The sequence below is a fragment of the Providencia hangzhouensis genome (assembly GCF_029193595.2).
In the GTDB taxonomy this organism is placed as follows: Bacteria; Pseudomonadota; Gammaproteobacteria; order Enterobacterales; family Enterobacteriaceae; genus Providencia; species Providencia hangzhouensis.
In genome coordinates this window covers 1,882,405-1,897,790 of the sequence record NZ_CP135052.1, presented here as the reverse complement: position 1 = coordinate 1,897,790, position 15,386 = coordinate 1,882,405, and the positions used below count along the sequence as shown (strand labels likewise).

Sequence of the window (15,386 nt, the reverse complement as noted above, 5' to 3'; positions counted from 1 at the left end):
AATTGTTATGTCACACACATATACAACGTTTTCACAGAAAAAAAATGACCAAATGCTGGAGCCGATGTTTTTCGGCCAGCCTGTTAACGTGGCGCGTTATGATCAGCAAAAGTACCCTATTTTTGAAAAGCTGATTGAAAAACAACTGTCGTTTTTCTGGCGCCCTGAAGAGGTTGATGTCTCTCGAGACCGTATTGACTATAATGCGCTACCAGATCATGAAAAACATATTTTTATCAGTAATCTGAAATACCAAACGCTGCTGGACTCTATTCAGGGCCGCAGCCCTAATGTGGCATTATTGCCACTGATTTCGATTCCTGAACTGGAAACTTGGGTTGAAACGTGGGCGTTTTCTGAAACTATCCACTCACGTTCGTATACACATATTATTCGTAATATTGTGAATGACCCTGCCATTATTTTTGACGATATCGTTGAAAATGAAGAAATTTTAAAACGTGCTAAAGATATTTCTGGTTTTTACGATGACCTGATCGAAATGACCAATTACTATCATATGTTTGGTGAAGGCACGCATACTTGCAACGGTAAGCAAGTTACTGTTTCTCTGCGTCAGTTGAAGAAGCAGCTGTACCTGTGCCTAATGAGCGTTAATGCGCTCGAAGCAATTCGTTTCTATGTTAGCTTCGCTTGTTCATTTGCGTTTGCTGAACGCGAGCTAATGGAAGGAAATGCTAAAATCATCAAACTGATCGCACGTGATGAAGCACTGCACTTAACTGGTACACAACACATGTTGAACCTGTTACGTTCGGGGCAAGATGACCCAGAAATGGCAGAAATCGCGGCAGAGTGCGAGCAAGAATGTTATGACTTATTCGTTCAAGCGGCAGAGCAAGAGAAAGAGTGGGCTGACTACCTATTCAGCGAAGGCTCTATGATTGGTTTAAATAAAGATATTTTATGCCAATATGTTGAATATATTACTAATATTCGCATGCAAGCTGTCGGTCTGAAATTGCCATTTGAAACGCGTTCAAACCCAATTCCATGGATCAACGCATGGTTGGTGTCTGACAACGTACAAGTTGCGCCTCAAGAGGTTGAAGTCAGTTCTTATTTAGTCGGCCAAATTGACTCTCAAGTCGATACCGACGATTTGAGCGACTTCGAACTATAAGCATGGCAAGCCATAAAATCACCCTGCGGTTAACGCAGGGTGTTCAAGTCCCCTTCCATACTGAAGTCCATTCGTGTTTGTTGGAAGCCTTAGAAGACAGCCGTATTCCTGTAGAATATCAATGCCGTGAAGGCTACTGCGGTTCATGCCGAGTGACGTTATTACATGGGAAAGTGGGCTATAAGCAAAAACCTATTGCATTTGTGCAAGATGGAGAAATTCTGCCTTGTTGCTGTCATCCACTTTCAGATATTGAAATTGGTTAATCTAAAATAGGTGATTGCACAGCTGTCTATCAGTTACCTGTGCAATCACTTTTTATTCACTTGCTTTATTGATTATAAATAACCATATAATCCCGCAAATATCCAACCAAATACACAAGAAACACCCACCCCAATTAACCCCGGTAGAATGAAGCTGTGGTTGATAACAAATTTACCAATACGCGTTGTTCCAGAACGGTCAAATTGAATTGCCGCAAGGTCACTCGGGTAAGTTGGTAAAATGTAATACCCATAACACGCAGGCGCAGAAGCGATAATATAAGCCGGGTCAACACCAATCCCTAGTGCAATTGGTACTACAGCAGCCAGAGCAGCTGCTTGTGAGTTAACAAACTTAGAGACTAATAATAAGATAACTGCATAAGCCCAAGGGAAATCTTTCACTAAAGAACCTAAAGTTCCTTTAATTTCATCCATATGAGCACCGAACATGGTTTCTGCCATCCATGCGATACCATATACTGCAACAATCGCAATCATCCCTGAACGGAATACTTCATTCTTTGAAATTTGTCCTGGATTAGTCTTACAAATAATGATAATTAGCGCACCTGCTAATAACATAAACATCTGGATGACTAAAACCATGGATAGTGGCTTACCGTTAATTAGCGGCCTAAGTTCAGAAAATGCGCCAAGTAATGCCACAACTGCGATGGAAGCTAAAAAAATCCACATCGCGACCCAATTAATTTTCGGTAATTTGGTATTTAGCAGTGTCACACTGTCACCATAGACATAATCATGGTTTTCAGGGACTGAGATAAACTCTTGGAATACAGGGTCTTTATCGAGATCTTTACCTCTAAACCAACTGAAAATACCAATAGCTAAAATACCAATTAATGTTGATGGAATAGTAATTGCTAATAAATCCAAAAATTCGAGTGACTTACCATTGATTGTCACACCATTTAGCATTGCGACTAATGAAACAACGGCAACTGAAACTGGGCTAGCGATAATCCCCATTTGCGCGCCAATACTACTCGCAGCCATTGGTCTTTCAGGGCGAATATTATTTTTAATCGCCGCATCGTAAATGATAGGTAAAATTGTATACACCACATGCCCTGTACCACACAAAATGGTTAAGATACATGTCACAAAAGGTGCCACAATAGAAATGTACTTAGGGTTTTTCCGCAGTAGTCGTTCTGCAATTTGCAGCATGACATCCAAGCCGCCTGATGCTTGTAACGTTGCTGATGCGGCAACAACAGCAATGATAACAAGCATTACATCAACAGGCGGTTTTCCAGGCGGTAAACCAAAGCCAAAAACTAAGATAACTAGACCAACACCACCTAATAGCCCGAGTGCCATTCCCCCTTTTTTTGCTCCATAGAATAAGCAAACAAGGATAATGGCGAGTTGAATCATAAAGTCCATAGTTCCATCCTTTATATATATGTTTACATATATTATCGGGATGATTTTCAAGCATTAATTTGATTTATGATAACTTCAAAATCAATTTAGTTTTATTTTTTATGCTTTTATTTTGACCTCATCACATAATTTTAATTAAGTAACTGACATACTATTCAGTTACCTACCATTTTGATAAAAATCAATCAACTACCACACCAATTTTAACAACTCACTCCATTTAAATTTACCTTTAGTCACTTTAAATCATCATTTTTTCTTTACTTTATTAACTCTGCTCATTGTCTTGAGTCTCTCTATCTACTTGATTATTAGTGTAAACTTAACATTACACTCACTGTAATTTACATTTGACAGAGAACTTGCAATCGCATAATCTGCATCACTTATTAATTATTCAAATTCAATTAGAGGAACTTGTGAAGAATCGTACGCTTGGCAGTGTGTTAATCGTTGCAGGGACAACAATAGGTGCAGGGATGTTGGCAATGCCACTTGCCGCTGCAGGAGTCGGTTTCACAGGCATCGTTTGTTTGCTTGTTGGATTATGGATGTTAATGAGCTATACCTCATTACTGTTAGTTGAAGTGTATCAGCATAACCCTGCAAATATGGGCTTAGGCTCCGTTGCTAAAAAATATCTTGGCCCAATTGGCCAGATAGTGACTGGGCTAAGTATGCTGCTATTAATGTACGCATTAACAACCGCTTATATCGGTGGAGCTGGCGTATTAATTTCAGATAGTCTGTCTTCATGGTGGGGCTTTAAAATTTCAACTGACACTGCCATTATTGCATTTACTATTATTGGTGGTGCAGTTGTCTGTATTGGTACGCATTCCGTCGATTTTATTAACCGAATTTTATTCACAGCAAAAACGATTTTTTTAGTCATCATGTTAGTTGTAATGATGCCACACGCGGAAGCCGTAAACTTAAGCACCATGCCAATTGAAAAAGGCCTTATCCTTGCCGCAGTACCCGTTATTTTTACCTCTTTTGGTTTCCATGGCAGCGTCCCAAGTTTAGTTAACTATATGAATGGGGATGTACGTAAATTACGTATGATTTTCATTACCGGAAGCGCAATTCCTTTAGTTGCTTATATTCTATGGCAGATTGCGACGTTAGGGTCTATTCCATCACATACTTTTCTCGGAATACTAGCGCAGGAATCAGGTCTAAATGGGTTACTCACCGCGATCCGCGATGTTGTCGCTACACCTCGCGTTAATATCGCCGTCAGCTTGTTTATGGATTTAGCGTTGGCCACATCTTTCTTAGGTGTCGCATTAGGCTTATTTGATTACCTCGCCGACTTATTCAAACGGAGTAATCATTTTATCGGTCGAGTGCAAACAGGCTTACTCACCTTTGTTCCGCCATTATTGGCTGCCCTATTCTTTAGTAGTTTCGTACAAGCATTAACTTATGCAGCTGTTGCACTCTCGGTCTTAGCGCTGATTATTCCTGCATTGCTAACATTACGTGTACGTAAATTAGAATCTCAAGGTGGGTATCAAGTTAAAGGTGGTACACCTATTTTAGCCTTAGTGTTGGCATGTGGTGTGGCAGTAATCGCTATCCAATTTTCGATTGTTGCCGGCTTCTTACCGAACGTCGGCTAACAAATTGATAAATTAAGCCGTAATTCGGATAACTTCAAATTACGGCTTTTGTTTATCTGAAATTAACTATCCTCACTCCCAATCAAGGTGGCCATCGTTTGATATCCGCAATCAATCAATAATCCCCTAGCATTCCTACTCTATCTCCACATATATATTATTTGCATATAATTTAATATATATTTCTTTAATTACGTCATTTGGCAGAAAATAATTCCGAAAAGACAACCCTACCCCTCTTGCTTTACAGTTATTGAGAGGTAAATAAGGAATTAGGTTGAATGAAAAGGAAAAATATTTCTGCTGTCCACGATGCAGCATTTAAGAGGTTTATGTCAAACATAGACAGCGCACGTGACTTTTTTGAAATTCACTTACCAAAACACATAAAATCATTATGTGATTTCACTACGCTAAAGCTGACTAACTCATCATTTATTGATAAACAGCTTCGCTCTCGGCTATCTGATGTTCTGTATTCAGTACAGACCTCACATGGAACAGGCTATATTTATTTATTAGTCGAGCACCAGTCAACCCCAGATAAACTGATGGCGTGGCGCTTAATGCATTATGCGTTTTTAGCAATGAATCAGCATATGCAGCAAGGAAGCACTGTATTACCTCTAGTTGTTCCTATTCTTTTCTACCACGGTACTCGTTCACCTTACCCTTACACTCAGTTATGGACAGATTGTTTTCCTCAGCCCAAGCTGGCAAATACGTTATATACACAATCATTCCCGTTGGTTGATATCACTGTAATAGACGATAATGAATTAGTAAATCATCGCAAAATTGCTGTTATGGAATTAGCGATGAAACATAAACGTTTGCGAGATGAGTTTCACCATGTGCTTCCTTTATTGGCGCAAGCACTCAATCAACACTATAATAGCGACAATGATGTGGTCACTATCATCAATTACCTATTTTCTGCTTTAGACTCAACTGATTTTGAAAAATTTATCTACACATTAGAAGCGCAAACAGAAAAGCACAAGGAGACGATTATGAATATCGCACAACGCTTACATAATAAGGGTCATCAAGAGGGCCTTCTCGAGGGGCTGCAAAAAGGCAAACAGGAAGGGCTTCAAAAAGGGCTTCAAGAAGGCGTTCAAAAAACTAAAACCACCTTAGCTCGCAACTTATTGATAAACGGTGTTAGCCCTGAAATTATTATGAAAAGCACCGGATTGAGCCGTGATGAGCTGACGTCATTAAAGTAATGCAATAAAAACTGAAGTAAATAGCTATGGATAAGCAGCTAAAAGTTTAACCAATTATTTTAAAAAATACTCAACTAAGTTTACATCATCAAATTCGCCCTAGGCGTACACATAATGTACGCCTAGGGGCATTATGAACAAGATAACCCTGTTAGAATGAAAGGCCAGCCCCTACATACCAGCCATCAGCAACTTTATCGCTACTATGACCATGTGTCCCTTTCATTTCAATTAAGCGATATCCCGCATCAATAGATAAAGGCTTAAATACCGTATAACGTGCACCGGCTTTAGCTTCGACGTACGATTTGCTGCCTGAAGTCAGTTGCTCTGGAGCACCATAAGCTTCACCGTAAATATTGAGTGAAGGCATAACCTGCCAATTTAACCCACCACCAACAGCTAATGCAGCACCATTACTATTGTGATCAGGTGATAAATATAGCCCCTTACCCCCTACAAATGCAGAGAAAGGCCCAACAGGTAAGCCAAATGTGGCACCAATACTACCCATTTGCCCATCATGGTCACTACGAGCCCAAGAGCCGTTAAATGCCAACCCTGCATTTTGGTTACCTAACCCTGCAGACAGCTCAGTAAAATGTTCACCTGCTTGTGCACTAACTGAAACTGCATGTGCAGTACCTACGAATAATGGTGACATCGCTGCTGCCAATAATAATAATTTGCGCATTATTTTATCCTCTTGATATTATTACCTATGGATATTACGCGAATCTCACCCTATTTTCAGCCATTCTTACCTAGATTTACGCTATAGCCTCGATAAAAGCCCTCGTTATTCATTACAAAATTTCACGCATCAAAAATTTTAGTGCAAAAAAGTGCGATAAATACGTATTTTTTACTTGTAATCACAGTAATTGGTTATATTAATTAGATAATCAATTCCATAATAACTATACTGAATTACAAGTTTATTGTAGTCGTGTTTTTTATTTTTTACAAAATATTAACTTATTAGTTAGGTTTGTGTAGTCATTTAATCCAAACAAAGGAGCATTGTGATGAAAAAGAAAGGCCTTACTACCGCCTCAGGCGCCCCAGTCGCCAATAATAATAATGTCATGACAGCGGGTAAACGTGGCCCAATGTTATTACAGGATGTTTGGTTTTTAGAAAAACTTGCCCATTTTGACCGTGAAGTAATCCCTGAAAGACGTATGCACGCAAAAGGTTCTGGTGCTTTCGGTACCTTTACCGTAACCCATGATATTAGCCGCTATACTCGTGCAAAAATTTTCTCTGAAGTAGGGAAAAAAACAGAAATGTTCGCTCGGTTCTCTACCGTTGCAGGCGAACGTGGAGCTGCCGACGCAGAACGTGATATTCGTGGCTTCGCATTAAAATTTTATACTGAAGAAGGTAACTGGGATATGGTGGGTAACAACACCCCTGTATTCTATTTCCGTGACCCATTAAAATTCCCTGATTTAAACCACGTAGTTAAACGTGACCCTCGCTCTAACCTGCGTACAATGGAACATAAATGGGCCTTTTTCTCCCAATTACCTGAATCTTTACACCAGTTAACCATTGATGCTAGTGACCGTGGTATCCCACAAAGTTACCGTCATATGCATGGTTTTGGTAGCCATACATATAGTTTCATCAACAGTAACAATGAACGTTTCTGGGTCAAATTCCATTTCCGTTGCCAACAAGGTATTCAAAATCTGTCTGATGAACAAGCTGAGCAGTTAGTGGGTAAAGATAGAGAAAGTTCACAGCGAGATCTGTTTGAATCCATCGAAAAAGGGGATTTCCCACGCTGGAATTTGCAAGTGCAAATTATGCCAGAAAAAGAAGCTTCTCAAGTTCCTTATAACCCATTTGACTTAACCAAAGTATGGCCACACAAAGATTATCCATTAATTGATGTCGGTTATTTTGAACTTAATCGTAATCCAGACAACTATTTTGCTGACGTAGAACAAGCGGCTTTTAGCCCTGCTAACGTGGTTCCGGGTATTGGTTTCTCGCCAGATAGAATGTTACAAGGCCGCCTGTTCTCTTATGGCGATGCTCATCGTTATCGTCTTGGTGTCAACCATCACCAAATCCCAGTAAACGCCCCACGTTGCCCGTTCCATAATTACCACCGTGATGGGGCAATGCGTGTTGACGGTAATAGCGGCAACCATGTGACCTATGAGCCAAATGAAGCCGGATTATTCCAAGAACAACCGGACTTTAGCGAACCGCCATTATCTATTGAAGGTGCTGCTGACCATTGGGATCACCGCGAAGACCAAGATTATTTCAGCCAGCCACGTGCATTATATGAGTTGTTAGATGATGCCGAGCACCAACGTATGTTTAAACGTATTGCCGGTGAACTGATTGACGCGACTGAAGCCACACAAGTGCGCCAAATCGAGTTATTTAAACAAGTTCACCCTGAATACGGTGCGGGTGTCGAAAAAGCGTTAAAAGCACTAAAATAGTGTAAGTCATTAAGTGGTGGGGATAACCCCGCCACTATTTCGCCCTATTCTTTTATTCTCGCTAACAACCACTTCTTCACTTGTTGCCTAGACACTTTTATTCCCCCTGCTTTCAATTCAGGGTCTAAATAATAAAATGCCATAGGATATTGGTATGGAGCGAGTTTATCTTTTAACCAATCCGCCAGCTGATTTAAATCCACTGACTCATTTGCTTCAATAACCGCGACAGGACGTTGCCCAAATTGCACATCATCAATAGGTATAATAAAACTTTGGCTGACATCAGGATGTGAATTTATGACTGATTCGATATCTTCGGGTTGAACACATTCCCCGCCACTAATAAATAAATTATCTAGACGACCAACAACCTGATATTCCCCATCGATAAAAACCCCTTTATCGTTGGTTTTAAACCAGTTATCTAGGCAATTTAATGGGTGAAGTTGCCCATCAAACCAATAACCCAGAGCCTGACTATCTGATTGAATTTGGATTTCATCATCCACAAGACGAACTTGCTTGCCTTTTAAGGGTAAACCGACACCTTTTTTACCGTCTGCCCGTTTCGCACAAACCGTAGATGCCATTTCTGTCATCCCATAGCCGCTCCAACAAGCAATACCATGCTGTTGAGCCAGATCCGTCAAGGTTGAAGGGATACTCGCTCCTCCCAATAAAACGGCTTTCAATGCGATATTAGTCACTGATTTATCATTTAATAAACGCCATAACTGGGTCGGAACTAAAGAGGCATGAGTGACCTCATGCAATGCTTGGGCCAAAGGAAGATTTTTGACCGCAAGTGAGCCACCTTTAAGAAGCCAGCGCCAAACAATCCCCTGACCAGATACATGGAATAACGGCAGCGATAGTAACCAACAATCTCCTTGCTGGTAATTCATCAGATTAACAACACCTGCTGCACTATTTAAGTGCGCAGCGACACTGTGAACAGCGGCTTTAGGTAGACCTGTCGATCCCGATGTTAAAATCAACGTAGCGGGTTGCTGAATAACCTCTTGAAAAATAACCGGAGCAACCTCTTCATCACTAATAAAATGGTAATAAAGTTGATAATCTAAATTACGATAATTTGCTAACAGATTTGATTCATCAGTAAAATCAATAACTGAGCTAACATTAAGATGAGGTAATAATTCTGCTAACAACCGTTCTGGGAGGCGGGGATTTAATGGTAAAACACGAGCCCCACAAGCAATAAGTGCCAGCTGACTCAGTAATAATTCAACTGAATTTTTCCCATGTAAAACAATACACTGCCCCTGCTCTACGCCTTGCATTAAAAAGTAAGTTCTAAGGTCAGTAATTTGTTGGCTTACACTTTCCCAAGTCATACTTTGGGACTCTGTGACTAGAGCGATTGAGTTCGGACGAAGATTGGCCCAGTGTTGCCAAGGCCAATCTTTAAATTGTGCTAACTCTGCCATACAAGCGTTAAATCATCTAGCTGCTGAAGCGGAATATCACATTGTGGCCAAGGCCGTACCAATTGAGATTGAATAAGTGATACCGTGTCTAAGCCTGGAATGGTATTTGGCGTTAGCCAATGCGCTACACGAGCAAGTTGTATTAAACCAAAGCTACTTTCAATGGATGAGCTAATCACAGCTTGTAACCCTAAGCGATGTGATTCTTCCACTAAATAGCGGCAATATGACAAGCTGCCTGTCAGGGTCGGTTTAATGACTATCGCAGAAACCCCTTCCTGCGCTTCTACCATAAAGCCTTCTTCACGTACACTTTCATCCCAAGCAATACTAATGCCAGTATCTGCTGCAAATTGCAGTGACTCTTCACGGGTCTTACACGGCTCCTCTAAAAACGCAATACGACTACGGTAGTCTGGGTTAACATATTTAGCAAAACCGTCGGCTTTTGTTCGGGTCCAACTGCGATTCGCATCCAAACGCAGTTTCAGTTCTGGAACTGCCTCTAGTAACAGGTTAACCACCATACCATCACGTACCGCTTCATATAGACCGACTTTAACCTTAGCGACTTTCTCACCTTCCATTGCATCAAGGCTTAAGATTAAATCGTCAGGATCTCCACTACATAAAGGCGCTTTGCGGTAATCCGCTTGTTCAGGAAGCTCCCCTGCCAGCTCCGCTAGAGCGCAGCTGCACCCAAAAGCCACAGAGGGTAATAAACTATTAGAAATTTTGCCTTCTTTCACCCATTCATTCAGTCGCTTAATAGTTTCTGCGGTTGCTTCTTCTAATGTTTCACGACTGAATTCAGGTAGAGGCGAAATTTCTCCCCAACCTTCATTATCCCCATCTTGTAAACAGACTAAAAGCCCATCACGCGTTTTTAGTCGCTGATAGCGAAGGATAACGCCTGCCTCCATCGGCAGGCTGAACGAATAAATACGGGCTTTACGCATTATGGATTACGCTTATATTTAGAGAAGTCTGGAGCACGTTTTTCATTAAAGGCGTTACGGCCTTCTTGCCCTTCATCTGTCATATAGAACAACATAGTGGCATTACCTGCGAGCTCTTGCAGGCCAGCCTGACCATCACAGTCTGCATTCAAGGCGGCTTTCAAGCAACGTAATGCCATTGGGCTGTTCTCTAGCATTTCACGACACCAACGCACAGTCTCTTTTTCTAAGTCAGCATAAGGAACGACAGTATTAACCAGCCCCATATCCAACGCTTCTTGTGCATTATACTGGCGGCACAGGAACCAGATTTCACGTGCCTTTTTCTGCCCAACAATACGTGCCATATAAGACGCACCCCAGCCACCATCAAATGAGCCAACTTTTGGACCGGTTTGGCCAAAGATTGCGTTATCTGCAGCAATAGTCAGGTCACACATCATATGTAACACATGACCACCACCGATAGAGAAACCGGCGACCATTGCCACCACAGGTTTTGGACAAGTACGAATTTGACGTTGGAAATCTAATACATTTAAGTGATGAGTACCACTTTCGTCACGATACCCGCCGTAGTCGCCACGAATTTTTTGGTCACCACCGGCACAAAATGCTTTTTCACCTTCACCCGTTAAAATGATAGTTCCAACTTGGTCATCATAGCGTGCATCAGATAGAGCTTGGATCATTTCTTTCACGGTTTGTGGACGAAAAGCATTACGCACTTCTGGGCGATTAATCGTAATTTTTGCAATCCCTTCCGGAGATTTATGATAGCGAATATCTTCAAACCCTGTAGAGCAATCTTGCCATTCAATTGGTGCGTATAATTTTTCTTCGCTTGGATAAATCATTATCAGATTCCTTTAACCACAGTGTGATAAAAAATGGTGTAGTGCAGCTGCAAAGCCCATTGGGTTTTCCCGATGCGCATTATGCCCTGCATTTTCAATTAGCGTTAACGGCAATTCATATTGTTGCGAAACGCTTCGAAACTTTTTATCCTTTTCGCCACAAAAATAACGATAGGGACAGGTCAATTGATGCAATTTGTCCGCCAAGAAAGGTTGCTTTGCTAATGATGTATTTTCTAGCATAGCAGCAATACTGTGCGGGTTATTTTGCCGACGTAACTGAATTAAATGTTGGCGCTGAGTGGTCGACAAATCAGCAAATACAGCTTGTTGATACCAATCATCTAACACTTCTTCGATGGGTTCTGAACGAAAACGTTGTGCCCATGCCTTATCATTAGCCGCCCGAGCAACTCGTTCTTGTTCATTGACTAATCCCACATTGCCCCCCTCAATCACTAAACCTAATAATCCGTTAGGCTGATAGTGACAGGCAAAATGCATCGCTAACCGAGCACCGAGTGAATAGCCAACCAAGTAGTATTCATTAATTTGATGATACTGTAAAAGAGCGCTGAGTTGTTGATCAAAATGTGAAAAACCTTGGCATGGCTCTGAGTGAGAACCGCCATGCCCTGGTAAATCCACCGCTAACGATGGAAAAGCACGTGTTTGTTCAATCACTGGTAGCCAGTCATCGGCACTACCTAACAAGCCATGCAGCCAGATGACCCAAGGAGCAGATGAGACTGAATTATGTCTATGGGCAGATAACATTACAGTTCCACAACTTCATTCAATAGTTGTTTTAACGTACGGGCGCCTTCATCACTTGCCACCTGCAATTCCACCAGCAATGTGCCCTGTTGACGGCGCCAAAATTGTTGAACGGTATTTTTTAGTGTTGTCCAGTCTGTCGGCGTACAATATTGTAAACCAAACATTTTCGCCGCGGGCTCGAAACTGACATTTTGCGGCATACAGTAATAGTTTTGTCTTGCTTCGTCTGGTGTAGGTAACATAGAAAAAATTTGCCCACCATTGTTATTCACCACGATCAGAACGGTGGGCGCTGAAGGCTCACGCAACAAAGCCAAACTATTCAAGTCATATAGTGCAGAAATATCCCCAACAATAGCCAATGTTGGCCGTGCTGTTGCCCGTTGAACACCTGCCATGGTAGAAATCAAACCATCAATACCACTCGCGCCCCGGTTACTATAAACAGGATAGCCCAATGGAAGTTGTGCTAGTGCATCTACCAAACGGACAATTAAGCTGTTGCCAACAAATAGTTGGCCTCGTGGAGGTAGCAGTTCAGGTAATTGGTGTGCAACTGCGGCTTCTGAAAACTGCGCTTGTAAGCGTTGGCGCACATGGTGTTGAGTTTTTTGCACTAAAGTGGGCAGCGACTCACACCACAAGCTTCTCGGCTGTGCAGGATGGTTATCTAGCCAACCCTTGATTGAACAGGTTAATTTTCTTCCCTTATGATTGGCTGGGTCTAACCGCTGAGGTATTGAGTCGATAATCCAATACTCTTGCGGCTCACAATTGGCTTGCCATTGTAAGAGCCGTTTTCCCGTTAAGCTTGAACCAAACTGAACGACTAATTCCGCATCTTTTAAAATAGACTGAGTTTCTGGATGTTGTAGCCATAAGTCGGCACATGGAAAAGGTTGTCCGGTTTGAGACAGCACATCACCGAGTACTGGCCATCCAAGTTCCTGTGCCCATTTTGCAACTAACTCCCCTTCACTCGCTGTCATTCGCCCTGCAATCACAACGCCTTTTTTCTGACGCCAAAAATACCAATCCGCAACCAATGCGACGGAATGGGTTAATGGCTCAGTTAACCACGGGTGAGAAGAATTCCACCATTCTCCAAGTGTTTGCTGCCACTCATATTCCCCATCCATTTCACCATATAGTGGCTCTGCAAATGGACAATTAATATGAAAGCCACCATGGTGTAACTGGTTCATGCCATTATCAATCGCGGTGACCAACCATTTCGCTGAAATATCTTGCGTCGGCCGTGGCAACATTAATGATTGAGAGGGGTGAGACGCAAAAATATGTGTTTGCCGAATAGCTTGATTAGCACCGCAATCAATCAATTCTGGCGGTCTGTCAGCGGTAAGAAAAATCACCTTTTCCCCTGTTAAACCGGCTTCAATTAATGAAGGGTAAAGGTTTGCAACAGCTGTACCAGAGGTAACGATAACCCCTACAGGCTCATGACTGGCTTTTGCTAAACCTAGAGCTAGGTGCCCTAAACCACGCTCATCAAAATGCGTATGGCAATGCAATTTACCATGGTTAATCGCCGCAAGGGTCAAGGGTGTTGAGCGCGAACCAGGCGCAATACAGATGTGTTTCATTCCGTGGCGAGACAGTGCTTCGATAATCACTTCAGCCCAACGGAGGTTAAAAGCAGAATTCGACATAATATGCTCAGCAAATTATTAGTTATCAATTAGTTTAGACTGGCTGAAATAAATTTCTTGATCTCAGGACAATTTTTGATGAACTAATTGAAATAAAAAAGAAAATAACCATTTTTATTTTATGGTTTTTCGTTATTTTCAAATAAAGACTTTAGCCCAGCCGCTTTATTTTCAATTTCTATCCACTCTTGCTCTGGGTCTGAGCCACTGACAATACCAGCGCCTGAATATAATGAGACCTGTGCACCCTCTATTTGCGCACAACGTAGAGATACCGCGAATTCACTTTTATTTAAGCTCATAAAACCACCCGTTCCTGCATACCAGCCGCGAGAAAAAGGTTCATTTTTGGCTAAAAATTGCCGAGCGACTTTTCGTGGCAAACCACACACGGCAGCGGTAGGTTGGAGGCGTTGTAAACAATCGCTATCAGAAGGGGTGATTAGCGTTGCAACAATTGAACGATAAAGGTGTTGAATTTTTCTTAAACGAATAACTTTTGCTGAAGACACATCTACTCCAGTCACTGCCCCTTGCAATTGTTGACAAATATCATCAACAACCACTAAGTTTTCATGTTGGTTTTTTTTATCTTCCATCAACCATTTAGCGTACTCTGCTGCGACTGCATCATCAGGGTCATTAGCGACGGTTCCCGCTAAGGCCTCAGAATTTAATTGGCCATCTTGACGTAAATATAAACGCTCGGGGGTTGAAGAAATAAAACCAGAATGTGCGTTAAAGGCCATCATAAAATGGTAGCAATGATGATTCACTTGCTGGCTTTGTGCGAGAAACTCAGCAACCGCAATAGGCTTAGACAAGGTAAGTTTTGTTTTCCTTGCCATAACCACTTTTTCCATTTTCCCTGACTTCATATCATCAATAGCGCAATTTAATAAACGGCACCATTCATCATGAGTAGGAATATGTTCTTGCGCAGTAATATCCGCATTCAGTGCCAATGTCACTTGAGAAGCGGGTTTTAATTGCTGTAAAAGATGAATGGCATTTAAGCGATCTTCTTCACCTTCTATATTGATACTAACGTTAATCGTTGAACGTAATCGATGAATTTCAATACGAGGTAAAAAACAAAATGTTGCTTGACGTTTTATCTCGTCAGGGATCCCATCCCCGACGGCATTCCACCCATTAAGCCCCCATAGGCGCATTTCTGGTATATCAGGGTATTGCGATAAAAAAGCTTGAGCCTTATCTATCGAATCAAAAGATTTCACCATGCCAAGAGCACTACATTCTTCAGCTCCCGTCCGTTGATACCAGTAAAATTGAGGGTAGCTTTCTTGCACTGATAGCCATGAAAGACCAGGGAAAGCGGTTTGCGCATCCAATTGCCAAACAAAACGAATAAACTCTTGGTTTTTTAGTGTCAATGTAGACAAATGATCCAAAATTTCAGTTATCAGTTGATCAATTTTTTTATAGTTCACTTTAGATTCCCACTGCTACATCACACAAATTCACTACGCGTTATTATATAGCGCAAAACCA

13 protein-coding genes are annotated in these 15,386 nt (G+C 41.6%); 5 read left to right on the top strand and 8 right to left on the bottom strand.

Features of this window, described 5'->3' with window-relative positions:
• The first annotated feature begins 7 nt into the window (after positions 1-7).
• Positions 8-1,144 (top strand): class Ia ribonucleoside-diphosphate reductase subunit beta, encoded by a 1,137-nt coding sequence (gene nrdB, locus PZ638_RS08310; protein ID WP_004259897.1) that lies wholly within the window; start codon positions 8-10, stop codon positions 1,142-1,144.
• 2 nt (positions 1,145-1,146) lie between these two features.
• On the top strand, positions 1,147-1,410 hold the full coding sequence (yfaE, locus tag PZ638_RS08305) for a class I ribonucleotide reductase maintenance protein YfaE (protein WP_004259896.1): 264 nt from the start codon (positions 1,147-1,149) through the stop codon (positions 1,408-1,410).
• A gap of 72 nt (positions 1,411-1,482) precedes the next feature.
• Here yfaE and PZ638_RS08300 read toward each other — a convergent pair whose 3' ends face one another.
• Positions 1,483-2,823 (bottom strand): anaerobic C4-dicarboxylate transporter, encoded by a 1,341-nt coding sequence (locus PZ638_RS08300; protein WP_004259891.1) that lies wholly within the window; start codon positions 2,821-2,823, stop codon positions 1,483-1,485.
• A gap of 479 nt (positions 2,824-3,302) precedes the next feature.
• On the opposite strand from PZ638_RS08300, the gene tyrP reads away from it, so the two are divergent.
• Together tyrP and PZ638_RS08290 are read left to right on the top strand one after the other, a co-directional pair.
• Positions 3,303-4,451 (top strand): tyrosine transporter TyrP, encoded by a 1,149-nt coding sequence (tyrP, locus tag PZ638_RS08295; protein ID WP_231135994.1) that lies wholly within the window; start codon positions 3,303-3,305, stop codon positions 4,449-4,451.
• Between the two features lie 281 nt (positions 4,452-4,732).
• Positions 4,733-5,683 carry an Rpn family recombination-promoting nuclease/putative transposase gene (locus tag PZ638_RS08290; RefSeq protein ID WP_004259881.1) on the top strand — a complete coding sequence of 317 codons (951 nt, stop codon included), beginning with the start codon at positions 4,733-4,735 and terminating at the stop codon, positions 5,681-5,683.
• Between the two features lie 151 nt (positions 5,684-5,834).
• On the opposite strand, the gene PZ638_RS08285 is transcribed toward PZ638_RS08290, so the two are convergent.
• Positions 5,835-6,377 (bottom strand): YfaZ family outer membrane protein, encoded by a 543-nt coding sequence (locus PZ638_RS08285; protein ID WP_094962305.1) that lies wholly within the window; start codon positions 6,375-6,377, stop codon positions 5,835-5,837.
• A 334-nt stretch (positions 6,378-6,711) separates the two neighbouring features.
• Between PZ638_RS08285 and PZ638_RS08280 the strand changes: the two genes are divergently transcribed.
• Entirely contained in the window at positions 6,712-8,151 is a 1,440-nt protein-coding gene (locus PZ638_RS08280; protein ID WP_004259872.1) for a catalase, read from the top strand.
• Positions 8,152-8,195: 44 nt separating this feature from the next.
• On the opposite strand, the gene menE is transcribed toward PZ638_RS08280, so the two are convergent.
• The 6 genes from menE to PZ638_RS08250 all read right to left on the bottom strand — a co-directional run bounded on the left by menE (position 8,196) and on the right by PZ638_RS08250 (position 15,325).
• The gene (menE, locus tag PZ638_RS08275; protein WP_180312593.1) at positions 8,196-9,605 is read right to left on the bottom strand and encodes an o-succinylbenzoate--CoA ligase; all 1,410 of its coding nucleotides are present in this window, start codon (positions 9,603-9,605) and stop codon (positions 8,196-8,198) included.
• Entirely contained in the window at positions 9,593-10,564 is a 972-nt protein-coding gene (menC, locus tag PZ638_RS08270) for an o-succinylbenzoate synthase (RefSeq protein WP_180312592.1), read from the bottom strand. The genes menE and menC overlap by 13 nt, the downstream gene beginning before the upstream one ends.
• Positions 10,564-11,421: a 1,4-dihydroxy-2-naphthoyl-CoA synthase gene (gene menB, locus PZ638_RS08265; RefSeq protein WP_004259866.1), complete on the bottom strand. Its 858-nt coding sequence runs from the start codon at positions 11,419-11,421 to the stop codon at positions 10,564-10,566. Before menB ends, menC begins: the two co-directional genes overlap by 1 nt.
• A 12-nt stretch (positions 11,422-11,433) precedes the next feature.
• Complete coding sequence (gene menH, locus PZ638_RS08260; RefSeq protein WP_144140820.1) at positions 11,434-12,198, bottom strand: 2-succinyl-6-hydroxy-2,4-cyclohexadiene-1-carboxylate synthase; 765 nt, start codon at positions 12,196-12,198, stop codon at positions 11,434-11,436.
• Positions 12,198-13,871, bottom strand: a complete 1,674-nt coding sequence (gene menD, locus PZ638_RS08255; RefSeq protein WP_164455517.1) for a 2-succinyl-5-enolpyruvyl-6-hydroxy-3-cyclohexene-1-carboxylic-acid synthase — start codon at positions 13,869-13,871, stop codon at positions 12,198-12,200. The genes menH and menD overlap by 1 nt, the downstream gene beginning before the upstream one ends.
• Positions 13,872-13,990: 119 nt before the next feature.
• The gene (locus tag PZ638_RS08250; RefSeq protein ID WP_144140818.1) at positions 13,991-15,325 is read right to left on the bottom strand and encodes an isochorismate synthase; all 1,335 of its coding nucleotides are present in this window, start codon (positions 15,323-15,325) and stop codon (positions 13,991-13,993) included.
• Between the last annotated feature and the right edge of the window lie 61 nt (positions 15,326-15,386).